General features: G+C 45.8%; 22 protein-coding genes. 6 read left to right on the top strand and 16 right to left on the bottom strand.

The window, feature by feature from the left end; translation table 11 throughout:
* Position 1: 1 nt before the first annotated feature.
* Positions 2–1,648, bottom strand: coding sequence for a phosphate ABC transporter permease PstA (gene pstA, locus ACQEXT_RS05685; protein ID WP_426951005.1), 1,647 nt, complete (start codon positions 1,646–1,648; stop codon positions 2–4).
* Between the two features lie 26 nt (positions 1,649–1,674).
* A complete protein-coding gene (locus ACQEXT_RS05680; protein ID WP_426951004.1) occupies positions 1,675–3,858 on the bottom strand; it encodes an ABC transporter permease subunit in 2,184 nt (727 codons plus the stop codon).
* A 198-nt stretch (positions 3,859–4,056) separates the two neighbouring features.
* Between ACQEXT_RS05680 and ppk1 the strand changes: the two genes are divergently transcribed.
* Positions 4,057–6,162: a polyphosphate kinase 1 gene (ppk1, locus tag ACQEXT_RS05675; RefSeq protein WP_426951002.1), complete on the top strand. Its 2,106-nt coding sequence runs from the start codon at positions 4,057–4,059 to the stop codon at positions 6,160–6,162.
* 94 nt (positions 6,163–6,256) lie between these two features.
* On the top strand, positions 6,257–7,756 hold the full coding sequence (gene ppx, locus ACQEXT_RS05670) for an exopolyphosphatase (RefSeq protein ID WP_426951001.1): 1,500 nt from the start codon (positions 6,257–6,259) through the stop codon (positions 7,754–7,756).
* On the opposite strand, the gene ACQEXT_RS05665 is transcribed toward ppx, so the two are convergent.
* The 3 genes from ACQEXT_RS05665 to phoB are packed head-to-tail and all read right to left on the bottom strand — an operon-like array spanning position 7,745 to position 10,716.
* A complete protein-coding gene (locus ACQEXT_RS05665; RefSeq protein ID WP_426950999.1) occupies positions 7,745–8,704 on the bottom strand; it encodes a PstS family phosphate ABC transporter substrate-binding protein in 960 nt (319 codons plus the stop codon). The genes ppx and ACQEXT_RS05665 overlap by 12 nt on opposite strands.
* Entirely contained in the window at positions 8,701–10,002 is a 1,302-nt protein-coding gene (gene phoR / locus ACQEXT_RS05660; RefSeq protein ID WP_138970465.1) for a phosphate regulon sensor histidine kinase PhoR, read from the bottom strand. Before phoR ends, ACQEXT_RS05665 begins: the two co-directional genes overlap by 4 nt.
* 24 nt (positions 10,003–10,026) lie before the next feature.
* Positions 10,027–10,716 carry a phosphate regulon transcriptional regulator PhoB gene (gene phoB, locus ACQEXT_RS05655; RefSeq protein WP_138970464.1) on the bottom strand — a complete coding sequence of 230 codons (690 nt, stop codon included), beginning with the start codon at positions 10,714–10,716 and terminating at the stop codon, positions 10,027–10,029.
* 217 nt (positions 10,717–10,933) lie between these two features.
* On the opposite strand from phoB, the gene rdgC reads away from it, so the two are divergent.
* From rdgC to ACQEXT_RS05640, 3 genes are all read left to right on the top strand, one after another.
* Positions 10,934–11,848, top strand: coding sequence for a recombination-associated protein RdgC (gene rdgC / locus ACQEXT_RS05650; RefSeq protein ID WP_138970463.1), 915 nt, complete (start codon positions 10,934–10,936; stop codon positions 11,846–11,848).
* A 157-nt stretch (positions 11,849–12,005) separates the two neighbouring features.
* Positions 12,006–13,406, top strand: a complete 1,401-nt coding sequence (gene yegQ / locus ACQEXT_RS05645) for a tRNA 5-hydroxyuridine modification protein YegQ (protein WP_269377660.1) — start codon at positions 12,006–12,008, stop codon at positions 13,404–13,406.
* Between the two features lie 2 nt (positions 13,407–13,408).
* Complete coding sequence (locus tag ACQEXT_RS05640) at positions 13,409–13,663, top strand: YfhL family 4Fe-4S dicluster ferredoxin (RefSeq protein ID WP_045953980.1); 255 nt, start codon at positions 13,409–13,411, stop codon at positions 13,661–13,663.
* 43 nt (positions 13,664–13,706) lie between these two features.
* Here ACQEXT_RS05640 and ACQEXT_RS05635 read toward each other — a convergent pair whose 3' ends face one another.
* The 10 genes from ACQEXT_RS05635 to queA all read right to left on the bottom strand — a co-directional run bounded on the left by ACQEXT_RS05635 (position 13,707) and on the right by queA (position 23,981).
* Positions 13,707–14,699 carry a cytochrome d ubiquinol oxidase subunit II gene (locus ACQEXT_RS05635; RefSeq protein WP_426950996.1) on the bottom strand — a complete coding sequence of 331 codons (993 nt, stop codon included), beginning with the start codon at positions 14,697–14,699 and terminating at the stop codon, positions 13,707–13,709.
* 2 nt (positions 14,700–14,701) lie between these two features.
* Complete coding sequence (locus ACQEXT_RS05630; protein ID WP_426950995.1) at positions 14,702–16,033, bottom strand: cytochrome ubiquinol oxidase subunit I; 1,332 nt, start codon at positions 16,031–16,033, stop codon at positions 14,702–14,704.
* Positions 16,034–16,355: 322 nt separating this feature from the next.
* Positions 16,356–17,216: a penicillin-insensitive murein endopeptidase gene (gene mepA / locus ACQEXT_RS05625; RefSeq protein ID WP_426950994.1), complete on the bottom strand. Its 861-nt coding sequence runs from the start codon at positions 17,214–17,216 to the stop codon at positions 16,356–16,358.
* Positions 17,217–17,254: 38 nt separating this feature from the next.
* A complete protein-coding gene (locus ACQEXT_RS05620) occupies positions 17,255–17,587 on the bottom strand; it encodes a DUF1904 domain-containing protein (protein WP_426950992.1) in 333 nt (110 codons plus the stop codon).
* A gap of 118 nt (positions 17,588–17,705) precedes the next feature.
* A complete protein-coding gene (locus ACQEXT_RS05615) occupies positions 17,706–18,200 on the bottom strand; it encodes a hypothetical protein (protein WP_426950991.1) in 495 nt (164 codons plus the stop codon).
* 70 nt (positions 18,201–18,270) lie between these two features.
* Positions 18,271–19,218, bottom strand: coding sequence for a protein translocase subunit SecF (gene secF / locus ACQEXT_RS05610; protein ID WP_426950990.1), 948 nt, complete (start codon positions 19,216–19,218; stop codon positions 18,271–18,273).
* Between the two features lie 14 nt (positions 19,219–19,232).
* Positions 19,233–21,089, bottom strand: coding sequence for a protein translocase subunit SecD (gene secD / locus ACQEXT_RS05605; RefSeq protein ID WP_426950989.1), 1,857 nt, complete (start codon positions 21,087–21,089; stop codon positions 19,233–19,235).
* A gap of 21 nt (positions 21,090–21,110) precedes the next feature.
* Positions 21,111–21,440, bottom strand: coding sequence for a preprotein translocase subunit YajC (gene yajC / locus ACQEXT_RS05600; RefSeq protein WP_138970454.1), 330 nt, complete (start codon positions 21,438–21,440; stop codon positions 21,111–21,113).
* A 174-nt stretch (positions 21,441–21,614) separates the two neighbouring features.
* Positions 21,615–22,751 (bottom strand): tRNA guanosine(34) transglycosylase Tgt, encoded by a 1,137-nt coding sequence (gene tgt, locus ACQEXT_RS05595; RefSeq protein ID WP_006877883.1) that lies wholly within the window; start codon positions 22,749–22,751, stop codon positions 21,615–21,617.
* A 168-nt stretch (positions 22,752–22,919) separates the two neighbouring features.
* Positions 22,920–23,981, bottom strand: a complete 1,062-nt coding sequence (queA, locus tag ACQEXT_RS05590; RefSeq protein WP_331416506.1) for a tRNA preQ1(34) S-adenosylmethionine ribosyltransferase-isomerase QueA — start codon at positions 23,979–23,981, stop codon at positions 22,920–22,922.
* A gap of 305 nt (positions 23,982–24,286) precedes the next feature.
* Between queA and ACQEXT_RS05585 the strand changes: the two genes are divergently transcribed.
* On the top strand, positions 24,287–24,727 hold the full coding sequence (locus tag ACQEXT_RS05585; RefSeq protein ID WP_331426679.1) for a CBS domain-containing protein: 441 nt from the start codon (positions 24,287–24,289) through the stop codon (positions 24,725–24,727).
* Between the two features lie 343 nt (positions 24,728–25,070).
* On the opposite strand, the gene aceA is transcribed toward ACQEXT_RS05585, so the two are convergent.
* On the bottom strand, positions 25,071–26,384 hold the full coding sequence (gene aceA / locus ACQEXT_RS05580) for an isocitrate lyase (RefSeq protein WP_138970451.1): 1,314 nt from the start codon (positions 26,382–26,384) through the stop codon (positions 25,071–25,073).
* Between the last annotated feature and the right edge of the window lie 75 nt (positions 26,385–26,459).

Raw genomic sequence — 26,459 nt, 5'->3', positions numbered from 1 at the left:
TTTAATCTTGTCCTAATGTTCGATATTTTTCGCGCAAATTATTACGAATACTAATCGCAGTGAGGTTCAGCCCTACAATCACTGTTACTAATAAAAAAGAGGTCGCATAAACCAGCGGTCTTGCACTTTCAATATTTGTGGTCTGAAAGCCAACGTCATAAATGTGAAAACCTAAGTGCATGAATTTACGTTCTAAATGCAAAAATGGGAACTGATTATCAACCGGCAAACTCGAAGCTAGTTTCACGACCCCGACTAACATCAAAGGAGCGACTTCTCCTGCCGCCCGCGCCACCGCCAGAATCAGACCTGTGATGATTGCGGGACTCGCCATCGGCAATACAATTCGCCACATGGTTTCAAATTGCGTTGCGCCTAACGCCAATGAACCATGACGAACTGAGTTCGGAATTCGAGTTAAACCTTCTTCCGTTGCAACAATCACAACCGGTAGCGTTAACACGGCCAAGGTCAGTGCAGACCATAGTAGCCCAGGCGTACCAAATGTCGGTGCTGGCAAACGCTCTTGGTAAAAGAGTGCGTCTATTGAACCACCTAAGCTATAAACAAAGAACCCAAGGCCAAAAACACCATACACAATGGATGGTACCCCAGCGAGGTTAATCACCGCGACTCGAATCAAGCGAGTGAAGGCATTGTTCTTAGCATACTCATGAAGGTATATCGCTGCAATGACACCAAGCGGCATAACGATAACAGACATGATCAGTACCAATAACACGGTTCCGAACATTGCGGGAAAAACCCCTCCTTCCGAGTTTGAATCACGAGGGTCTTCTGACAAGAACTTCCATACCTGCTTAGCCCAACGAGCTAGCTTTTCCAAAGTACTCATCTGATTCGGATACCAAATATCTAAGACTTGGTTCAGCGGTATCATCACTTGTTGTCCGGTCATGTCTTCGACAATCATCCCCTGATTTGCCAACTGACCGCGCAAGTAATCGAGTTTATTTTCTGCTGCCGCTAGAGCTTCAACATAACGACCACTCTGAGTTTCATAAAGCGCTTCAAACTCATCATCTAGCTTTCCATTCAGAGTGCGTTTGCGCTTTTCAAGTCTCAGTCTCTCCGCTTGAGCACTGATCACTCGGACATCGCCTTCAATTAGACGTTCAATCTCTTCGCGTAACTCATTGGCAAAATCCAAGCGGTCGCGAATCTCACTGGTTAAATCCGTTGATATTGTTCCATCTGGGTATAGATAGCCGATAGGATTCGCATAAAAATCACCATCGCGAACTCTCTCGATGACAGCCCACTTAGCGGGTGTTGTTGGCTCTTCAAGATCAATAGAAAGCAACGAAACAAAATCCGCATCGTAGAGATCGCGGTTAGCCACCTTAATGTTCAAGCGCTTCACCAACCCCTTATCGATCGCTTCCTGGGGCAGTGTAACGTTCATCTCGGTTAAGTGACTAACTGGCACATATTCAGTCGCATAGATTTGCCCAACTAGAGTATTCCCCTGTGAAGTCTGCCACTGATACAAAGGCGCAGGCCAGAAATAGGAAAGTCCTTTCCAACCAATCAGCAGCAATAGCCCTAACACAGAAAGCAGGCTGACGCTAACTGCACCACCTGTTAACCATATCCATGGAGAGCCTGATTTAAACCACTTAATCACGTTGAACACTTCCTAAATTTTGACCGTTAAAGTGAGCGATACTTTTCACGTAAACGTTGACGAACATATTCTGCTAAAGAGTTCACCGCAAAGGTAAATACCAACAATATCAGCGCAGCTAAGAACAACAAGCGATAGTGCGAACTACCGACTTCAGACTCCGGCATCTCAACGGCAATTGTTGCTGATAACGTACGCATCCCTTCTAAAATATTCCAATCCATGATTGGCGTATTACCTGTCGCCATCAACACAATCATGGTTTCACCTACCGCGCGCCCTAGCCCCATCATAATGGCAGAAAAAATACCTGGGCTGGCGGTCAATAACACAACATATATCAGTGTTTGCCATGATGTCGCCCCCAGTGCCAAAGAGCCATCGGATAGATGTTTAGGTACAGAGAAAATCGCATCTTCCGCAATAGTAAATATGGTCGGAATCACCGCAAAACCCATCGCGAATCCCACCACGAGTGCATTTCGCTGGTCAAAATCGATTCCATGCTCGGCAAGATAAACTCTGACATCACCAGAAAACAGTAACGCCTCGATGCTGCCACTTTGAGACAGAATAACCGCAGTAACGATAACAATCGCGGGCATTAAAATTGCGGCATGCCATCCATTAGAGAATCGTCCAGTCAACGCTTTGGGAAGACCATGCCAGACCAAACCAATCACTACCGTCGATAGCGGTAAGAAAAGCATCAGGGCAACGACTGCGGCTAAGTGACTTTCGACAATAGGAGCAAACCACAAGCCAGCAAGGAAACCGATAATAACCGTCGGCAATGCTTCCATCAGTTCGATCGACGGCTTAACGACTCTACGCATTCTAGGTGTCATGAAATACGCAGTATAGATGGCCCCTAATACTGCAATCGGCACAGCAAATAGCATCGCAAAAGCGGCGGCCTTCAGCGTCCCAAATGCAATCGGAACCAGACTAAATTTCGCTTCAAACTCTTCACTCGCCGACGTGGTTTGCCAAACAAACTCCGGTTGCGCATAACTTTCATACCAGACTTGCTGCCAAAGTGACGATAACGAAATTTCAGGATAAGGATTATCCACTACCGCAAGATCTAATGAACCGTCTGTCAGCGCAATGAGATAAGTCTCATTGTTTGACATCGCTGCTATTTGCGGAGCTTTTTGATATGCACGCTCAAACATCACGAGCTTTTCGCTGGTCGTGTAGTGGCTCTGAACCGTGCCGTTTATATAGAAGCTATAAAACCCTTTGCGATAACTGTCTGGCAGAAGAAATTGCAATTCTGAGGCAAGATTGAACTGACGAATAAAGGTAAGTGAACGCTTACCTTCATTGATAACGTCAAACCATTGAGAGACCAAGCCATCGCGGTAAGTAACCAGCAACGAGTATGCCCCAGAAAGTAAGTCAATATTCATTACTGAATGTTGGGGATTTCCCTGACTCAAGTCGACCACTTCACGCACGGCAAAATTTTGTGACTGACGAACCGCCACAATCAATTCGGAGCCAGAACGGAGGTAAAGAGTTTTACCATCTGGCGTTAGTATCAACTGTTCAAGGCTGGATATAGGCGATAGAAACGTAAACGACTTAACCTCGCTGCCATCTTGCCATCGGACCATAACCGTTTGGTCATCGTACCAACCCGCCAAGGTAAGGTCGTCACTATTGGCGAAGGCAAACTTTTTAAGATCATTCCCTTCGCGGTAAAGATTGAAGGGTAGAGACAACTCCGTCACGCTTGGTGAGAATTTACGGTTACCTTTTTGCAGCTCAAAATCTAAGTTAGGCTTGAACAGAGTCACTTCCCCTTGCTGGGAAGCATAAGCAAACCACCCAAGCACAGGGATGGTTTTAGCAAACAGATCACCCGAACGACCAAGTTGTTCCGATAGCACAGGCTTGCGTTCAGGATCGGTTAACGACCAGAAATTGAGCTTACCTTGTGACGACAGGACAAAAGCATTTTCACCATAATCATCGACACCCGCCGCAAGAGCTTGCGTTGCTTGTATCTTTATCGAACGTACATTAGGTGTGAATTTTGCGTCACTAAACAGTGGCAAAACCATCATGGCGAGATAGACAAAAATCAACACCAACGCGGCAAGAACACCAACGCCACCAGCAGATACAGTGAAACGAACCAATCGATCTTTTATCAATCGCTTTCGATCACGTTCTCGCAAAGAAAATTCTGCCTGTGTCATTCCTGTCTCTTACCTATTTTTGCCCTAGGGTATAATATTTCTATAAGGTGACAATTATATTACAGTTCCCATTAAACAACTGAAAACAATGCAATAAAATTTGCAATAAAAATGTCATATAAACCCCTTAAGTTGCTATCCAAAGTGAGTGAGGAGGAGCTTCACTCGAGTCCGTCAAGTAGGTCATAGGGTAAGATCATGAGCACAGAGAAGCTGTATATTGAAAAGGAATTAAGTTGGCTTTCTTTTAACGAACGGGTCTTGCAAGAGGCGGCCGACAAACATGTCCCACTGATCGAACGAATTCGATTTCTTGGTATATTTTCCAATAACTTAGATGAGTTCTATAAAGTACGATTTGCCGATGTCAAACGCCGAATTTTGATCAACCAAGAACGTGGTGGCAATGACAACTCCAAACATCTATTGACCAAAATGCAAACCAAAGCGCTGCGCCTTAATGAGCGCTTTGATGAGCTCTACGCGGACTTGATTCGTGATATGGCCCGAAGACGCATATTTCTTGTTAACGAAACCCAACTCAGTGAAGCGCAGCAAGTTTGGGTACGAAAATATTTTCGTCATCAGGTTCTGCCCCACATCACGCCCTTGATGCTTCGTGATGATATTGACGTTTTGCAGTTTCTCAAAGATGAATATGCCTATATCGCCGTTGAACTCGAACAACAGGAGTTCAACCAATACGCACTGATCGAAATCCCAACCGATCACCTGCCACGTTTTGTGATGGTACCTGAGCAGAAAGGAAAACGACGTAAAACAATCATCTTGCTCGATAACATCATCCGATATTGTCTAGATGAGCTTTTTAGCGGATTTTTTGAATATCAGAGCCTAAATGGCTACGCGATGAAAATGACACGCGATGCAGAGTACGACTTGAGTCACGAGGTTGAATACAGCCTACTTGAACAGATGTCAGAAGGCGTAAGCCAACGTTTAACCGCTATGCCTGTGCGCTTCGTTTACGAAAGAGAGATGCCTAAGGAAATGCTCGATTTCTTATGCGAAAAGCTCAAAATATCAAACTACGACAGTTTGATTCCTGGTGGTCGTTATCACAACTTTAAAGACTTTATTGCTTTTCCTAACGTCGGCCGAGACTACTTAGAAAACAAGCCGTTACCGCCAATGGAGTGTGCGGACTTTGAAGGGTACGCCAACAAATTTGACGCCATCAAGGCGCAAGATATTTTGCTCCACTACCCTTACCATACCTTTGAACATATCAGTGAATTGGTACGTCAAGCATCGTTCGACCCGAAAGTGCTAAGTATAAAAATCAATATTTATCGCGTCGCCAAAGACTCGCGTTTAATGAACTCACTTATCGACGCCGTACACAATGGAAAAAGCGTTACGGTAGTCGTCGAACTTCAAGCACGTTTTGATGAAGAAGCGAATATCGAATGGTCACGCGTTTTGACGGAAGCTGGCGTAGAAGTGCTCTTTGGTGTTCCAGGCCTTAAAATTCACTCCAAACTGCTACTGATAAGTCGTCGAGAAGAGGACGACATTGTGCGTTATGCGCATATTGGTACGGGTAACTTTCACGAGAAAACCGCACGAATCTACACCGATTTTTCGCTATTAACCGCTGATCCAGAACTCACCAATGAAGTGAGTAAAGTCTTTGGCTACATTGAGAACCCCTACCGACCTATTAGGTTTAATCACCTCATCGTTTCGCCAAGGAACTCCCGTAAACAGCTCTATCGCCTCATTGATACCGAGATAACCAACGCTCAAGAGGGCAAAAAGGCTGCGATTACGCTCAAAGTCAACAATCTGGTAGACAAAGGCTTAGTCAATAGACTCTACGAAGCCAGTTCAGCAGGCGTTGAAATTAAAATGATCATCCGCGGAATGTGTTCACTTGTTCCTGGTGTCGAAGGAGTCAGCGACAATATCAAAATCATTAGTATCGTTGATCGATTCCTTGAGCACCCTCGAGTGCTGATCACCCATAACGCTGGTGATCCTCAGGTCTATATCTCATCCGCTGACTGGATGACGCGAAATATTGATTATCGTATAGAGGTCACAGCGCCAGTCCGTGACCAACGACTTAAACAGCGCATTATTGATATCATTAACATCCATTTTACCGATACAGTAAAAGCGAGATGGATCGATAAAGAGATGAGCAATCACTATGTGCCGCGTGGAAACCGCAAGAAAGTACGCTCGCAGATTGCCATTTACGACTATCTTAAACAGGTAGAAAGACAAACTAGGAATCAGAAACGCAAAGCACAGTTACATACCCAACTTGAGCAGTAGCTTTGCTGATGTTGGTAAGGGTCCCATCACTCTATACACGCAGTGAAGGGGGTAAGCGCCAAGTGTGTACGCGACTTATTTAGGTTGGAATAGAATGACTCAGAATCCGGAAATACGAGATGTTGCTGCCATTGACTTAGGCTCAAACAGCTTTCATATGGTCGTGGCAAGAGTAGTTGAACAGGATTTGCAATTAGTCAGCCGCCACAAGCAAAGAGTTAGACTTGCAGCTGGGTTAGACGCACTTAAAAACTTAGATAACGCCTCAATGCAACGCGGATTAGAATGCCTCGCAATGTTCTCTGAACGTATCCAAGGCTTTGATCCTGATAACGTTCGAATTGCCGCCACTCATACTCTGCGCCAAGCCAACAACGCACATATTTTTCTTCAACGAGCTCGAGATGTTCTGCCCTTCCCAATTGAGATCATTCCTGGTGTTGAAGAAGCGCGTTTGATTTATCTGGGGGTGGCTCACACTCAACCAGAATCAGACTCCAAACTCGTGGTTGATATTGGTGGTGGCAGTACAGAGTTGGTTATTGGTAAGGGGTTTGAACCCGAACTGATCAACAGTAAACAAATGGGCTGCGTCAGCTATACCAAACGCTTTTTCACAGATGATAAGTTATCCAGTAGCAATTTCACCAAAGCGACGCTGTTGGCTGAGCAAAAGCTTGAATCTATCGCTCATCGTTACCGCCGCACGGGCTGGGAAGTCGCGTTCGGATCTTCAGGAACCATCAAAGCGATCAAAGAGGTTCTGATTGGTCTTGGTCATGAAGATGGCATCATTACCAGCAAGCGTCTATCAAAACTGACTGAAACATTGTGCCAGTGGGAAACCATCGAAGAGATCGAACTATCAGGGTTAACACCTGAAAGAAAACCCGTTTTCGCCGCAGGTGTGGCAATACTTAGCGCTGTCTTCCAAAGTCTGAAGATCAATGAAATGCACTTCTCAGAGGGTGCACTACGTGAAGGTTTGCTCTTTGAGATGGAAGATAGTTTTAAACGCTCAGATATTCGCATGCGCACAACGGAAAATCTCGCCAGTAAACATCTGGTTGATCTCGAACACGCGGCTAAAATTAAAGGCCACGCGAGTGAGTTTCTCCAGCAAGTACACAAACAGCTCGGCATAAAGAAAAGCAGCGAGTTGTTTGACCTACTCCAATGGAGCGCACTACTGCATGAAGTGGGATTAAGCATCAGCCTACAAGCTTTTCATCGTCACTCAGCATACATTCTACGCAACACTTACATGCCTGGTTTCAACCAAGAACAGCAGCGTGTTCTCGCCACTCTGGTACGTTTTCAGCGTAAATCGCTCAAGCTAAATGAGATGGAAGAGTTCACTCTGTTTAAGAAAAAGCACATTGTAGGTCTGATTCGTATCCTCCGTCTCGCCATTTTGCTCAATGGTCAACGAAACGACGATCCCCTGCCGAACCTTTCGATCACGATTGATGGAGAGCAATGGAAAATTTCTTCCACTAATGATCAATGGCTTGAAGAGAATAAACTGCTACACGCGGATTTACTGACCGAACAAGATTATTGGACGAGTGCAGGATGGGAACTAGTTTTCTAAACCTACTTTAGCAAGCTCTTTTTTGGCTATCTGTGGTGAAATCGGCACATAGCCTTCTTTTTCAACTAAAGCTTGCCCCTGACTGGAGAACATGAAACGAACAAATTCTCGTTCAATGGGGCTCAACGGTTTGAAAGGGTGCTTGTTTACATATACATAGAGGTAGCGCGAAAGTGGGTACTTACCAGAAAGAATGTTTTCTTGGCTCGCCTCTATGTAGTTGTCACCCGATTTAGCGATCGGTAATAGTTTCACACGCGAGACTTTGTAACCCACTCCCGAGTAACCAATGGTATTGATTGCCGAGCCGACAGACTGTACTACCGATGCCGAACCGGGTTGCTCGTTGACGCTATTTTTAAAATCGCCACCACACAAAGCATTCTTTTTGAAATATCCATAAGTCCCTGATACAGAGTTACGTCCAAACATCTGCATCCCTCGCTTACTCCACTGGTAATCCAGTCCTAAGTCAGCCCAAGTTGAGACCGACTCAGTCGCCCCACAGCGCAGCGTGGCAGAAAAAATACTATCGAGCTGATAAAAGTTCAGCCCTTTGATTGGGTTGTCACGATGAACAAAGATGCCGATGGCATCGATCGCGACTCTCAGTTCTGTTGGCTTATAACCATTTTCACGTTCGAAGGCCTCGATTTCCCGCTTTAACATCGGTCGACTCATCGGGCCAAACTGAGCAATGCGCTCTGTCAATGCTGGAGGGGCAGTTGAAGAGCCGGATGCCTGCACCTGACCATTGACACTGGGGTAGAGCGATTTAAATTCTTCAACCCATGACGTGGTCATTCCGGCCAAAGTATCAGAGCCAACCGTCGTCAGTTCACCGGTAATTCCAGCCACCTTATTGTAATTAGGTAAAGCCGTACTCCCAGCCCAGCTAGGTACTGAACTGAGTAATGAAAGCCATGCAACGACAAGTAAGCTTCTCATCGTTTAACCACTAAACGCGATGGCAGAGTGAAAGAAAACTTACTGCCAACCCCAACCTCACTGCTGATTTCCAAATGCGAATCATGGTGGCTCAAGGCATGCTTCACAATCGCAAGGCCAAGACCACTGCCGCCAGTATCACGTGACCGCGCCTTATCTACTCGATAGAAACGTTCAGTCAATCGGTGTAAATGTTGAGGTTCGATACCATCTCCACTGTCTTCAACTTCAAGGTGAGCTCCTTGAGATGTCTTGTACCAACGAACATGAATATCCGCGCCCGCGGGGGTATACTTGACGGCGTTGTAGACCAAGTTAGAGATGGCACTGCGTAGCTGATCATCGTCACCAAGCACGTGTAATTCACTGTCAACGTCAAAAGAGAGCTTATGCCCGAGGTCACCGCTTAAACTAGCGGCCTCTTTTTCTAGAACTTCCAGCATCGCCGGAACGTTGACCACATCTTCAAGTTCAAGTGTCGAAGAGGCTTCAATTTTTGACAGAGTCAGTAACTGATTAACAAGAGTATTCATCCGATTCAACTGCTCAGTCATAACTCCATGGGCTTTGCTCCACATAGGACCGGCAACAATATCCGGATCTTCCGTCATTTCCAGATAGCCCTGTAGCACTGTCATCGGGGTACGCAACTCATGGGAAACATTAGCAAAAAAGTTGCGACGCATACCTTCTAACTGCTGCAACTGAGTAATGTCACGCACCACCATCAGATGCTCCCCTTCCATATATGGCACGATACGTAGTTCGATCATACGATCCACATTAAGCGGTGAGCGCATCTCTAATGGTTCAGAATAATCTTGCTTGTTAAGATAATGAATGAAGTCTGGTGTTCGGACTAAGTTAGAAATGGGTTGTCCTGAATCATCAGGCCAACGAAAACCAAGTAAATGTTGTGCAAGCTTGTTGCACCATACAATGTTGCCTTCACTACGAAAAACAACTACCGCATCAGGTAATGACTCAGCACCATTACGGAAACGACGGATTAATTTGGTCAGCTCTTTACGCTTTTTACGCTGCCGCTGTTGTAAGCGATAGATGCCGTTAAACAAAGATTCCCAGTTGCCTGTACCGGAGGGCGGTGTCAGACGTTTTTCATCCCACAGCCATGCCGATAAACGCATTTGATTGTTTAAATGCCATACAAGCTGCAAAACCGTGGCTGCAAAAAGCAACCACGGCATATAACCGAAAATCCAGCCGACAATCACCCAAGGGGTGTAAAGGAAAACCAACTGCCAAGCTAATTTTTTCCACGTTAACCGTTCTACCACCTACATCTCCACCGGTATTGTATTTTACGCCTTAGTCGAGAATCGATAGCCAGCGCCACGTACTGTCTGAATCAACTTGTCATGCCCTGCACTTTCCAAAGCTTTACGCAGTCTACGGATATGAACATCAACGGTACGGTCTTCAACGTAGACATTGGTACCCCATACGTTATTAAGTAGCTGTTCACGGCTGTAAACTCGCTCTTGATGGGTCATAAAGAAGTGCAGCATCTTAAACTCGGTAGGCCCCATATCAAGCGCTTGATCGTTAGCCATAACACGGTGGGATACGGGATCCAATTTCAGACCTTGGACATCAATAACATCTTCAAGCGCCGTCGGCGTAACACGTCGAATTACCGCTTTCAGTCTGGCAACCAACTCTTTAGGTGAGAATGGCTTAGTGATGTAATCATCGGCTCCAACTTCTAGACCACGCACCTTATCTTCTTCTTCACCGCGCGCTGTCAGCATCACCACAGGAATATTACGCGTTAACTCTTCACGCTTCATATGCTTGATGAAGTTGATGCCGCTGCCGCCTGGAAGCATCCAGTCAAGCAGGACGAGATCTGGGAAGGGTTCTGCTAGTTTAGTTACCGCAGTTTCGTAATCTTGCGCTTCGACTGTTTGGTAACCTTTCTGTTCAAGGACAAAGCAGAGCATTTCACGGATCGGTGCTTCATCTTCGACAACTAGAATCCTTCTAGACATAACTGTATAACCTTATATTAGTTGAGCTTTCTCAATAAGTAAGGCAGTGAAACCGCCTTCTGATGCATAGGCATTATTACTAGCAATTATGACACTTTTGTGACCTTTGAAAACTAATTTTCATATAACTTTCATTCCACTATTGCGTGTTTGCTGTAAGACAAACAAAGCAAAAGTCTTTATGATGAGCCGTCAAATTTAGGTATAGAGAAAAAGTATGTGGTTTAAGAACTGTCTAGTTTACCGATTTAATCGTGAAATCGAATTCAACGCTGACCAACTAGAGAAACAACTTCAAGAGTTTCGCTTTACTCCATGTGGCAGTCAGGACAAAACCAAATTTGGTTGGGTTACTGCGATGGGTAAACATGGCGATATGATGACGCATGTCTCTGAAAACCGTATTCTTATCTGCGCAAAGAAAGAAGAGAAAATGCTGCCAGCTTCTGTGATTAAAGATTCACTGAATGCCAAAATTGAAGCAATGGAAGCTCAGGAAGGCCGCCCTCTCAAGAAGAAAGAAAAGGATAACCTCAAGGAAGACATCGTCATAGATTTGCTACCGCGCGCTTTCAGTCGCAGCAACTATACCAATGTCGTTATTTTGCCTAATGAAGGTTTTATTCTTGTTGATGCTAGTAGCTACAAAAAAGCAGAAGATGTCCTTGCTCTATTGCGTAAAACGATGGGCAGCTTACCTGTCGTCCCAGCCATTCCTGAGACCGCAGTAGAAACGACGTTAACAGAGTGGGTAAAAACAGGTAACACTCCAGCTGGCATTCAGATGCTGGATGAGGCCGAGCTTAAATCTGTGCTTGAAGAAGGCGGTGTCATTCGCTGTAAGAAGCAAGAACTTACCGCAGATGAAATTCGCAGCCATATCGATGCTGGTAAGGTAGTAACCAAACTGGCTTTATGGTGGCAAGAGCGCCTTGAATTCATTTTAGCGGAAGATGGCAGCATCAAACGCCTCAAGTTCTCAGATGAGCTAAAAGACCAAAACGACGATATTCCTCGTGAAGATCAAGCGGCACGTTTCGATGCCGATTTTTCACTGATGTGCGGCGAGCTAAGCGCTTTCCTACCCAACCTCTATGAATGCTTAGGTGGCTTACCTCACCCTAACGCATAACGTACTTTCTATAAACGCCCGACTCACAGGGCGTTTTTTAATTGCCTTTCTGAAAGCTTTTCCTAGTCACAAGTCACGTTTTGACGTAAAATTTGCGCCCCTTTACTTCCACTAGGTGGGAGTAACCTGACTTGAGATCAGACTAGAGAAAAAGACAATGACTACTGAGAAAGCATTCGTACCAGAGCTACTGTCACCAGCAGGCAGCCTAAAAAACATGCGCTACGCATTTGCCTATGGCGCAGACGCAGTGTATGCAGGTCAACCTCGCTACAGCCTTCGTGTACGTAACAACGAATTCAACCACGAGAACCTAAAAATAGGTATCGATGAAGCCCATGCCCTAGGCAAAAAGCTTTACGTGGTATGTAACATCCAACCGCACAACTCTAAGCTAAAAACCTTCATCCGCGACCTTAAACCAGTGGTCGAAATGGGCCCTGACGCACTTATCATGTCAGACCCTGGCCTAATCATGATGGTTCGTGAAGCCTTCCCTGAAATGCCAATTCACCTGTCTGTACAGGCGAACGCAGTAAACTGGGCAACAGTTAAATTCTGGGCGGCGAACGGCGTTGAGCGTGTGATTGTTTCTCGTGAGCTTTCTCTAGAAGAGATCGAAGAGATCCGCGAACACTGTCCTGAAACGGAACTAGAAGTTTTCGTTCACGGTGCACTGTGTATGGCTTACTCTGGCCGCTGCCTACTGTCTGGCTACATCAACAAACGTGATCCTAACCAAGGTACATGTACGAACGCATGTCGTTGGGAATACAAGGTTGAGCAAGGCAAAGAGAACGACACTGGCGATATCGTTGAGAAGTTCGACCCTGCTCAAGCACAAGCGGTTGAAGTCCAAGACGAGCGTCCAGAAACGACCATTGGTCGTGGCAAACCAACCGATGAAGTTGTGTTACTGTCTGAAGCGCACCGTCCAGAAGAAAAGATGGCCGCGTATGAAGATGAGCACGGCACTTACATCATGAACTCGAAAGACCTACGTGCGGTTCAACACGTAGAGCGTCTGACGAAGATGGGTGTTCACTCACTTAAAATCGAAGGTCGTACTAAGTCTTTCTACTACTGTGCACGTACTGCTCAGGTTTACCGCAAAGCGATCGATGACGCTGTTGCTGGCAAACCATTTGATGAGAGCCTAATGGGTACACTAGAGAGCTTGGCACACCGTGGTTACACAGAAGGCTTCCTACGTCGTCACACTCATGATGCATACCAAAACTATGACTACGGTTACTCGGTATCTGACGCTCAGCAGTTCGTGGGAGAGTTCACAGGTAAACGTCGTGGTGACCTTGCAGAAGTAGAAGTGAAGAACAAATTCGTTGTTGGTGACAGCTTAGAGCTAATGACACCAAAAGGTAACGTTATCTTCACGCTTGAAGCGATGGAAAACCGTAAATCCGAGCAAATCGAAGACGCAAAAGGAAATGGCCATTTCGTATTCATTCCAGTTCCACAAGATATGGATTTGGAATACGGCCTGTTAATGCGTAACCTAAATGCAGGTCAGGATACCCGTAACCCAACGGGTAAGTAATCATGGCGTTGCTCATTACTGACAAGTGCATTAACTGCGATATGTGTGACCCTGAGTGCCCAAATGGTGCTATTTCTATGGGTGACTCTATCTTTGAAATCGATCCTGATTTATGTACTGAATGTAAAGGCCACTACGAAAAGCCTACGTGTCAGTCAGTATGCCCGATAACAAAGTGTATCATTACTGACCCTAATCATGTTGAAACCGAAGAAGAGTTACTAGAGAAATTCGTGATTATTCAAGGTTTAGCTTAATTAGAAACGCCGCTCACTGAGCGGCGTTTTCATTTCTGGTCGATTATTTATAGCTCAGCTCTGTCGCTTTACCTTTAAAGATCCGATAGACCGCAAAGGTGTAGAGTAAAATCATCGGCATAACGATCATCACACCATACCCGACAATCATCAAAGTAGCGGGCGACGAAGCCGCCTCCTTCGCGGTCATGACACCTGGAACCACTTCAGGGAAAAAGCTGTACGCCAAACCAAGGAAACTAAGGGCGAAAATCAGCGTAACACCAAAGAAGGGCCAGCGAACACCAAGGTCATTTACCATAGGTACTTGACGCAAATAACGGTCGACAAGAAAGATGGTCGCTAATACCACAAGTGGAATCGGAGCAAGCAGCAGCACCTCAGGGAAGCTAAACCATCGCAAAGCGACTTGTTCACTCACCACTGGATTGACAACACTCACCACTAAAATCCCTAGAGCAGCAAGCCAACCCGCACGTCTCGACCAACGAGCCGATCGGATCTGTAACTCCCCTTCCGTTTTAAGTACCAACCAAGCTCCACCAATGTACACGTAGGCTGCGGTTACACATAATGCGCTTAACCATGCAAAACCCAACGCTTCTGTGCTTTGTTCAAAGCCCATAATGTAACGGCCGACCATATAACCTTGGGTCAGCGAAGTCACCAATGAGCCAATCCTAAAACACCAATCCCAACGACTTTTGTGGTCAGCATTGGCTTTGGCTCTAAAGTCAAACGAAACGCCACGCATGATAAGAGCAATCAACATGATCGCTGTTGGCAAATAGAGCTCGGTAAGAATCAAACTGTGAGCGGCAGGGAACGCGATCAACAAAATACCGACCGCTAGCACCAACCATGTTTCATTGGCATCCCAAAATGGCCCTATTGATGCAATCATACGATCGCGTTGAACTTCATTATCGCTCGGCAGAAGAATCCCAACGCCTAAATCGTAGCCATCTAATACAGCATACATAAAGACTGAAAAACCCAGCAACAAAAGATAAATTTCCGGTAAATAGTCGAGCATGATTAAGCCTCTTTAGCCGTGAGTGATACTTGGTGTGCTGCCACATCTTTACGTGCCAGATAAAACAGAGTATGAATGTACGCGACCAGCAATAACGCATAGATCACCAAGTACATTGCCAGTGAGATCATGACACTACTACTTTCAACCGTCGTGACCGCTTCGGATGTTCGCAACACACCACTCACTAACCAAGGCTGTCTGCCAATCTCAGTCACGTACCAACCTGCCAATGTGGCAATCCAACCGGAAAATGTCATCGCTAGCACGGTAAACAAATAAGGTTTCGGCAGCGCTTTTTTTCGCACCAGTTTGACCGTTCCAAACCAACTAACCAGCAACATAAGAACGCCGACACCAACCATGATTCTAAAACCAAAGAACAATGGTTGGACGGGAGGATGATCAGGAGCAAACTCATTGAGGCCGACGATTTCCCCATCTAAATCGTGGGTCAATATCAGGCTGGCAAGCTTAGGAATCCCGACAGCAAAATCATTGCTTCGCGTCTCTTCATTTGGCATCGCAAACAGCAGCAAAGGCGCGCCTTTTTCGGTTTCCCAAACACCTTCCATCGCAGCTATCTTGGCAGGTTGGTGCTCTAGGGTATTGAGCCCATGGAGATCGCCAACCAATATTTGCAGTGGAATGAAGCCTGCTGCTGCAAACAGAGACACTTTCAAGCCCAACTTGGCCGCTCGATGGTTCGGCTGCTTTAGCACTTGGTAAGCAGAAATGCCTGCGATGAGGAAACTGGCGGTCAATGCTGAAGCAAGCAAAGTATGCGCAAAACGGTAAGGCAATGAAGGATTGAGGATCACTTCTTTCCAACTGGTGACATGCACAATGCCATCAATCACTTCATAGCCACTTGGCGTGTGCATCCAACTGTTCAGGACAAGAATCCAAAATGCTGACATGCTGGTTCCTATCGCAACTAAAACCGTTGCAAGTGTGTGGAACCAATCAGGGACTCGACCACGACCAAACAACATCACACCGAGGAAGGTCGCCTCCATAAAGAACGCTGTCATCACTTCATAGCCAAGCAGCGGCCCTGCAACATTGCCAACTCGCTCCATAAATCCAGGCCAGTTGGTACCAAACTGGAAGCTCATCGTGATGCCTGACACAACGCCTAATGCAAACGTCAAGGCAAAGACCTTAACCCAGAAGTAATAGACATCCAGCCAAACGGGGGCCTGAGTGCGGTTATAGCGCCACTTAAAAAACACCAGCATCCAAGCTAGAGCAATCGTGATGGTGGGAAAAAGAATATGAAAACTGATATTTGCTGCGAACTGGATTCGAGACAGCATGAGGGTATCTAACATCTTGGGTCCTCAAAGACTCGTCGTACATTTTAGAGTATTAAGCTGTAATTTAATTACGTAAAAATCGACGAATTGGATTCATTCAAAGAGAAAAGCCGTGAAATGGCCCATCTCTGACAATGATTTATATCAAGTTGAGGAAGGAAATGAGTGGAGTAAATTATCTCAAAAGTCGACAAAAAGCCGCTAAAGGTATCAATAAGAAAGCAAATGTAACCATTGGGATGAGTGAAAGTGGACTCTTCGAGTATTCCTAACTTTGACTATGGTATATGTGAAATAAAATTACAAAAACTAGATAAAATATAGGGTTATTAATATGTCAGCTCCCTATACTTTCCAACAGCTCAACACACTGACTGGGAAGCACCTTAGGTTTCTTCTCTTTGGGTTTGCTACTGCTCACTTTAGGGGCTGCGGGTTTAGGCTGCGGCTTCCAACTCATTAGCTCGGCACCACAACCATCACCTTTAGGCGGCTCAGCTTGAGGTTTGCAGTTCTGGCTCCCTTCAGGACAGTTCAAGCGTACGTGCATATGGTAATGATGCCCCCACCATGGACGAACTTTTCGCAGCCACTCTCGCTCGCTGCTTTGTTCAGTTGCGCATAATTTCTCTTTGATCACTGGATGGACAAAGATACGCGCTACCTGCTCATCGCTGGCAGCAAACTTCACTAATTCGAAATGACGTTCATCCCAGTTGTGTTTGAGTAGTTGATACTGCTCTAAGTTGACTACGCTGTGAGGCGTCGGCTTCGCTAACTGTGGCTCAGAAAGTGGCGTATCCGCAAACTTAAGCCAAATATCGATATCTAACCCAGTTTGGTGGCTAGAATGCCCTGATGAAAAACGCCCACCTTGTGGCAAGGAGATATCACCGATCAAGATATTAGTTTTTAGCTCATTACGTGACAGTTCAGCTAAACGCTCAATAAAACCGATCGCATTAGGGTGACCATAGTAACGCTCACGTTGACTACGGATAACTTGATAGCCCTCCCCTTGTAGCGGTAAAGCTGCGCCACCGGACAAACAGCCATTGGCGTAGCTGCCAATGGCTTGAGGTGAACCATTTGAAGGGGCGTCTATATTCTCCCACGGCGTCGCGGCTACCGAGGAAGCAAAAGGTAAAGAAGAGCATAACAAAAGCAGTTTACGCCATGTGTCTAGACTAACCTGCATTGTTTTCTCCTCTTACTTGAAATGATTAATTGAGCGAATTAGTAATGCTCGCCATTGTCGTAATAGCCTTTGGCGTCAAGCGCTGTAAAAATCACCGCGACATCGACATCTTCACCAATCACACCACGAATCTGCGACGTCACCGCTTTAGCGACGGCATCCTGAACTTCTTGGCCACGATCAAACCACAACACCTCAACAAACGGATAAGCACTGCTCACCTCCCCTTCGTGGAAGAATGTTGAATAGATATATTCAAAGGTAAAATCTTCACGAGGGCAGTCCATCAAAGGCTGAAGCTCATCAATTAGCGGCTTAGATAGCGTTTGTACTGTCTGCGGCTCTACTGCTCGAAAACGTAAGTGTGGCATAATTTGCTTCCTATTGATTATTTTCACTCATCATAGCAAGTTATTACTCTAAGTCTGTAGCCTCTATTTTAAGTGTGCGACAAGATCGCACAATATTCACCTAATACCTTTACTCTGCTCAATCACGAGACATAAAACGCAATGAAATGATCTCACCATCACTGATTAACTCAGCACTCCACAGCGAAGATTGCCATACCAGTTTCCTCGGTGCGTTTTGAGGGTAACGATTGATAAATTGTACTAACGCTGCGTTGACCTCGCTAACTGAAGGTTGAGAGCTCTGTTGCGAGATATCAAAGCGTTCGCCCATGATGTCTACGCTCAGTAAAGAAAAGCCATCACTACGCAGGTTGAGTTGCAGCTGAGATAACTGGTGAGTAGAGAATTCACTAAATAGCTCAATCTCAAGCTCAGACTGCGACACTACCGCCTCGGCAAAGTAACTTCCTCGATAATAAGCGAGCTTATCCTCACACCACGTTTGCTCATCACACTCTTGCCATGAGTCGCGAATGTTTTGTGCAAGGGTATTGGGATGACTGGATAGCGTTAAAGTATTTGCTGATACATTAAGGACAACCAAGGCAATAAAAGCCGTAAACCATCGCATTCATAACTCCGTTAAAACAACAAAGCCGCTGAATAACAGCGGCTTTGATTAAGATCTTTGACTCAATACCTTATGGCATCTCATCAAACTCTGCACCCTCTTTTTCTACTTGAGGTGGCATTAAGTGTTCTTTGGTAATACCCAGTTTCAATGCCAGCGCCGAAGCAACGTAGATTGAAGAGTAAGTACCAACCGTAATACCTAGTAGAAGAGCGGTTGCGAAACCGTGGATCATAGCCCCACCCTGTACAAACAGAGCGATAACTACAAAGAGTGTAGTACCAGAGGTAATCAAGGTACGGCTCAATGTTTGTGTAATTGAGCTGTTCATGATCTCTGATGGTTCACCCTTACGTATCTTGCGGAAGTTTTCACGGATACGGTCGAATACAACGATAGTATCGTTGAGCGAGTAACCGACAACCGTCAGCAAGGCTGCAACGATAGTCAGGTCAACCTCGATCTGCATCATCGAGAATACGCCAAGGGTAATGATAACGTCATGAGCCAGTGCCATTACCGCACCAGCAGCGAGACGCCATTCAAAACGCACTGAAACGTAAATCAGGATACAGATAAGCGAAACTAAAATCGCCAGACCACCAGCTTCCGTGAGTTCATCACCCACGTTTGGACCAACGAATTCGATACGACGCATCTCAACGTCTTCGCCAGTGCCCTGCTTGATCGCAGAGATAATCTGGTTGCCCAGAGTCTCACCTGCCATATCATCACGAGGACGTAAACGAACCATAACGTCACGTGCACTACCAAAGTTCTGAACCGTTGCATCGCCAAAGCCTTTTGCTTCCAGCGCACTGCGGATATCTTCAAGGTTCGCAGGCTGTTCAAAACCTACTTCGATTAGAGTACCGCCCGTAAAATCTAGACCCCAGTTCAACCATTTGGTTGATAGAGTGAAGATTGAAGCACCAATCATCAAAATAGAGAACAAGAATGCGAATTTTGACCAACGCATAAAGTCGATCGTTTTCTCTGCTTTTAGAATCTGAAACATACTAATTCCCAGCCTTAGATCGACAGTTTGTTGATACGTTTACCACCGTAAGCCAGATTCACGATACAACGTGTTCCAACAATGGCTGTAAACATAGAAGTTAAGATACCGATAGACAGAGTCACAGCGAAACCTTTGATTGCGCCGGTACCGACAGCAAACAGAATAATCGCAGTAATCAAGGTCGTGATGTTCGCATCGGCAATCGTACTGAATGCGTTAGCGTAACCTTGGTGAATCGCTTGCTGCGGGCTGCGACCATCACGTAACTCTTCGCGAATACGCTCAAAGATCAGTACGTTCGCATCGACGGCCATACCGACAGTCAGAACGATACCGGCAATACCTGGTAAGGTCATGGTTGCACCTGGGATCATCGACATAACGCCGATAATCAACACAAGGTTTGCCATTAAAGCGACGTTAGCAATCAGACCAAACTTACGGTAGTACATCAGAGTAAAGAGCATAACTGCCACCATACCCCAAATCATTGCTTGGATACCCATGTCGATGTTCTGCTGACCCATTGAAGGACCAATAGTACGCTCTTCGACAATAGAAATAGGCGCGATTAGGGCACCCGCACGTAGTAATAGTGCTAGGTTATGTGCTTCAGCCGCAGAATCAATACCAGTAATACGGAAGTTACGGCCTAGCGCAGATTGAATCGTCGCTTGGTTAATCACTTCTTCATACTTAGTCAGAATCACTTTGCCTTCAGGAGTACGACGACCACTGTCTTTGTACTCAGCAAACACGGTCGCCATTAGCTTACCAATGTTCTGACGAGAGAAAGCCGACATCTTGTTACCACCTTCGCTATCTAGCGAGATGTTAACCTGAGGGCGACCGTACTCATCAACACTTGAGCTTGCATCCGTGATGCTCGAACCGCCTAAGATGACGCGTTTCTTCAGCACCACAGGACGGCCGTCACGATCTTGTTTGATTTCACTGCCTGCTGGCGCGCGACCACTAGCCGCCGCAGCCAAATCAGCTTTAGCATCAACTTCACGGAACTCTAACGTTGCCGTCGCACCAAGAATCTCTTTCGCTCGAGCTGTATCTTGAACACCTGGAAGCTCAACAACGATGCGGCTTGCACCTTGACGTTGAACCAATGGCTCTGCAACACCAAGTTCGTTAACACGGTTACGCAGAATCGTGATGTTCTGCTCGACAGCGTAGTTGCGAATTTCAGTTAGGCGTTGCTCAGTAAAAGTAGCAATGAGAGCAAAACGACCCTCAGACACGGAATCAGTAAAGAGCATGTCTGGGTGGTTTTGCTCAAGAATGCGCTGAGCTTCGGCTAGTTGTTCTTCATTGCGCAGTAGTACTTCAACCGCGTTCTTGCCTGAAGGGCGAATCGAACGATAGCGTACTTTTTCTTCGCGAAGTTCACTGCGGAAGGCTTCTTCCTGCTGACCAATCAGCTTTTCCATCGCAGCGTCCATATCCACTTCCATCAAGAAGTGAACACCACCACGTAGGTCAAGGCCTAGCTTCATCGGCGCAGCGCCAATGGATTCAAGCCAGTCTGGCGTTGCAGGAGCGAGGTTAAGAGCAACAATTATATCGTTGCCCATCGCTTCGCTGATAACATCACGAGCACTAATTTGTGTGTCAGTGTTATTGAAGCGAACAAGGATGGATCCATTTTCTAGAGCAATGGATTTATGAGATAAGCCCTGTTTATCAAGAGCTTGAGTGACAGAATCCAGCGTCGACATATCTACAGAGGCGCCACGCGCCCCTGTAACTTGAATTGCCGGATCTTCACCGTAGATATTCGGAAGTGCATACAATGCTGCGATAGCGATGGTAAACACCACCATCAGGTACTTCCACAACGGATAGCGGTTAAGCACAGCGAGGATCCTTAAGCTGTTTTATAGAGATTTCAGCGTACCTTTTGGTAGCACTGCTGTAACGAAGTCTTTTTTGATAACAACTTCGTTATTGGTGTTTAGCTCGATCGAGATGTAGTCGTTGTCTTCAGCGATCTTAGTAATTTTACCGACTAGACCACCGCTGGTTAGAACTTCATCACCTTTACCCATCGACGCCATTAGGCTTTTATGCTCTTTTACACGCTTAGCTTGTGGACGGTAGATCATGAAGTAGAAGATCACCGCAAACATACCTAGCATGATTAGCATTTCAAAACCGCCACCTGCTGGTGCACCTTCAGCTGCTGCGTGAGCTTGAGAAATAAACATTAAAATATCCTCTATTATTATTTATTAATATCCAAGTTGGGCATTCGCGATTTAGTTTCAAGTCTGAGAGTAACCAATAGCGATCACTCTCTCAAAAATAGCTTGCGTTTGCCTACTTTATTAGCAAAAGCCTCTGGCGTAATGCCAAAGGCTTTAATTCATTAAATCTGTCGATTACTGCTCTTTTGCTAGTGGCGGAACTTCACGGCCACGACGCTCATAGAACTCTTTCACGAACTCATCAAAACGATCTTCATCAATCGCGTTACGGATGCTTTCCATCAGACGCTGGTAGTAACGAAGGTTGTGGATCGTGTTTAGACGCGCACCCAGAATTTCGTTACAACGCTCTAGGTGGTGAAGGTACGACTTAGAGTAATTCTGACAAGTGTAACAGTCACAGTGCGGATCTAACGCAGTTGTATCTGTTTTGTGTTTCGCATTACGGATCTTGATCACACCGCCAGTCACAAATAGGTGACCATTACGTGCGTTACGCGTTGGCATTACACAGTCAAACATATCGATACCACGGCGCACACCTTCAACTAAGTCTTCCGGTTTACCTACACCCATCAGGTAACGAGGCTTGTCTTCTGGTAGTTGAGGACATGTGTGCTCAAGAATACGGTGCATGTCTTCTTTAGGTTCACCTACTGCCAAACCGCCTACTGCATAACCATCAAAACCGATTTCAGTCAGGCCTTTAACCGACACATCACGTAGGTCTTCGTAAACACCGCCCTGAACGATACCAAACAGGTTGTTCGGGTTCTCTAGTTTATCGAAGTGATCACGTGAACGTTGTGCCCAGCGTAGCGACATTTCCATCGACTTTTTCGCTTCGTCATGTGTCGCTGGGTATGGCGTACACTCGTCGAAGATCATAACAATGTCTGAACCTAGGTCTTTTTGGATTTCCATCGACTTTTCAGCGTCCATGAAAATCTTGTCACCGTTTACTGGGTTACGGAAGTGAACACCTTGCTCAGTGATGGTACGCATCTTACCTAAGCTGAATACTTGGAAACCGCCTGAATCAGTAAGAATAGGACCTTGCCAGTTCATAAAATCGTGCAGATCGCCGTGCATTTTCATCACTTCCTGACCAGGACGTAGCCATAGGTGGAAAGTGTTACCTAGCAGGATTTCAGCACCAGTGCCTTTTACTTCTTCCGGCGTCATACCTTTAACAGTACCGTAAGTACCTACTGGCATAAATGCAGGTGTTTGAACTGTGCCACGTTCAAAGGTCAGTTGACCACGACGCGCAACACCGTCTTTCTTTTTAAGATCGAATTTTAACTTCACGAAGCCTCCGGTTGTCAGAGAAACAGTCTGACATTAAGTTCAGAGCATTAAGCTCTATGAGGAGCGGTCGCCTTCCATGCGAGAGACAAAGCATCCTTCTGCTTTGCTTCCTAGCTTACTGCTAGCACTCGTAAATTGTTTAAGTCTCTAGATTTCAGTTTCTAGCGACTAGGAACTCGTAGCTAGTTTCTTTTTTATAAACATCGAATCACCGTAAGAGAAGAAGCGATACTTGTTCTCCACCGCGTGCTTATAAGCGTTCATTGTATTCTCGTAACCTGCGAACGCACTGACCAACATAATCAGTGTCGACTCTGGCAGGTGGAAGTTAGTAATTAAACAATCAACTAACTGATATTGGTAACCTGGATAAATAAAAATCTCAGTATCACCGAAGAAAGGAACCAGTTCAGTACCATTCTTAAGTGCATCTTGCGCCGCGCTTTCTAGTGAACGAACCGATGTCGTACCTACCGCAATAATTCGACCACCACGAGCTTTAGCTGCATTGATCGCATCAACCACTTCTTGCGGTACTTCAACGTACTCCGCATGCATGTGGTGATCATGAATATCATCAACTTTCACTGGCTGGAATGTACCTGCGCCCACATGGAGAGTCACGTAAGCAAACTCCGCACCTTTCGCTTTGATTCTATCCAGCAATGGTTGATCGAAATGCAGACCCGCCGTTGGCGCGGCTACAGCCCCCGGCTTTTGGTTATAAACCGTCTGGTAACGCTCTTTGTCAGAGTCTTCATCTGGGCGATCGATATAAGGAGGAAGAGGCATATGACCAATCTCTTCCAATACCGCTAGAACATTTTGCTCTGAATTGAACTTCAACTCAAACAACGCATCATGACGCGCGACCATCTGCGCTGAAAACTCATCATTCTCACCAACAAAAATAGTACTTCCCGGCTTCGGTGACTTTGAACAACGCACATGAGCCAGAATGCTTTTCTCATCGATAACCCGTTCAACCAACACCTCAAGCTTGCCACCTGATTCTTTGCGGCCAAACATGCGCGCAGGAATCACTCGAGTGTTGTTGAAAACCACTAAATCACCAGGTAGTACTTGCTCCAGTACATCGGTAAATGTGCCATCAACAAGCTCACCCGTATTACCATCCATTTGTAGTAAACGGCTCGCAGTGCGTTCTGGCTGAGGATAACGAGCAATAAGCTCATCCGGTAAGTCAAAATGGAAATCTGATACTTGCATGTTACTAATCTTTTGTCGTGGGTTCTTTATGTGAGTCGAACTGATTCTGTCACAAACAGACGACGAGTTTTTCGCAGCCGAATAGTATATTCCGCATCAGAGCAATATCAAGAAAAGAGATGTGAATTATTGTAATCATTTACGTAATTACAGCTTCTGAGAGTGTTATTTTCGTGCTGAGTTATTCAATAATTGATTTACCACAAAAAAAGCAAGGTTATGACAATAAAGCGCGATTAGCTCTCATACTCACAGCGAGAAAATTACTATATTTATAAGGTAAAGAACAACTTCAGGAGGCAGCCATGATTAAAGTAGAAGACATGATGACGCGTAGTCCCCATACGCTTCTTCGCTCACATAATCTTGCTGATGCTAAAAGCATGATGGAAGCACTTGATATTCGTCATATCCCCATCATAGACGCAGACAGAAAACTACTCGGAGTCATCTCTCAACGTGACGTGCTCGCCGCTCAAGAATCCAGCTTGCAACAGATTCCAGAAAATCAGTCATTCACTCTTAACACACCACTTTACGAAGTCATGAAAACCGGTGTGATGACCGTTGCGCCACAAGCGGGATTAAAAGAGAGCGCTATCTACATGCAAAAACACAAAGTGGGCTGTTTACCCGTGGTAGAAAAAGGTCAACTAGTCGGAATTATCACCGACAGTGACTTTGTCGCTATCGCAATTAACTTACTTGAATTACAAGAAGAAGTTGAACCTGAAGAGATGGAATAATCGCCCTTTATGCTCAACACTTTCCGGTGCTTACTCTCTGAGAGTAGGCACCTGATGCTACATCCTCTTTGGCTTACCGCTAATTCAGAGCAGGCTACATCTATCTGCCATTGAAAAACACCACATTCACAAACTGAAACTGACTTGTGCAGCACCGCTATACAGGGTTCGAAAAAGGGTACTTGAAACGAGGAATGTAGAAATTACAGGCAAAAAAAAGAGCGGTCTGCACCGCTCAAAAGCATGTCAAAGTTTATGCCTAAACAGAATATCTATACCCAAAGGCTAGTGAGTCAAAGCCTGCATTTCTGACTCACTAGGCTGGGTATTAATGGCTAAGGGATTAAAATTGGTCTTCTTCTGTTGAACCTGTCAATGCTGTTACAGAAGAATTACCACCTTGAATTGTGTTGGTCATCTTATCGAAGTAGCCTGTACCCACTTCTTGTTGGTGAGCCACGAATGTGTAGCCTTTCTCAGCAGCTTGGAACTCTGGACGCTGTACTTTCTCAACGTAGTGACGCATGCCTTCGCCTTTCGCGTAGTCGTGAGCAAGTTCGAACATGTTGAACCACATGTTGTGAATACCTGCCAGCGTAATGAACTGGTACTTGTAGCCCATGTCAGAAAGCTCTTGCTGGAATTTCGCAATGGTTTCTGCATCTAGGTTCTTCTCCCAGTTGAACGATGGAGAACAGTTGTACGCAAGTAGCTGCTCTGGGTACTCAGCATGAATCGCTTCTGCGAACTTACGCGCTTCTTCTAGACATGGCGTTGCTGTTTCACACCAAATTAAGTCTGCGTATGGCGCGTAAGCTAGACCACGAGAAATCGCTTGGTCAATCCCTGCACGTACACGGTAGAAACCTTCCTGAGTACGCTCACCAACGATAAAGTCTTTGTCGTATGAATCACAGTCAGACGTTAGTAGGTCAGCAGCGTTCGCATCTGTACGAGCGATAACGAGTGTTGTTGTACCAGCAACGTCTGCCGCTAGACGAGCCGCAACCAGTTTTTGAACCGCTTCTTGAGTAGGAACAAGAACTTTACCGCCCATGTGACCACATTTCTTAACAGAAGCAAGTTGGTCTTCAAAGTGAACACCCGCAGCGCCCGCTTCGATCATCGACTTCATCAGTTCGTATGCGTTTAATACGCCACCAAAGCCCGCTTCTGCGTCAGCAACGATTGGTAGGAAGTAATCAACAGCACCTTCATCGGCTGGTGATTTACCGTTAGACCATTGGATTTGGTCCGCACGACGGAATGAGTTGTTAATACGCTTAACGACTGATGGTACAGAGTCTACTGGGTATAGCGATTGGTCTGGGTACATTGTTGATGCAGTGTTGTTGTCTGCAGCAACCTGCCAGCCTGAAAGGTAAATCGCTTCAATACCTGCTTTCGCTTGCTGAACGGCTTGACCGCCAGTCAGTGCGCCCAGACAGTTTACGTAACCCTTCTTAGCATCACCGTTCACCAGTGACCATAGTTTGTCAGCACCACGCTGGGCGATGGTATTTGCAGGTACCATTGAGCCACGTAGTTCAACAACCTCTTCAGCAGTGTAAGGACGTTTTACGTTTTTCCAGCGTGGATTGGTTGCCCAATCTTTTTCTAGAGCTTCAATTTGTTGGCGGCGAGTTAAGTTAGTCATCGGTCTATCCCTCTATTGATGAGCGCTTCTTATGTTGAGTTAACGGGCGCTGTGTTTTCCTTTTTCTTTGGCAGT

It is taken from the genome of Vibrio sp. TRT 29B02, from assembly GCF_050113655.1.
In the GTDB taxonomy this organism is placed as follows: Bacteria; Pseudomonadota; Gammaproteobacteria; order Enterobacterales; family Vibrionaceae; genus Vibrio.
Note: the sequence above shows the minus strand (reverse complement) of the source record. Positions and strands in the feature narration are given on the sequence as shown.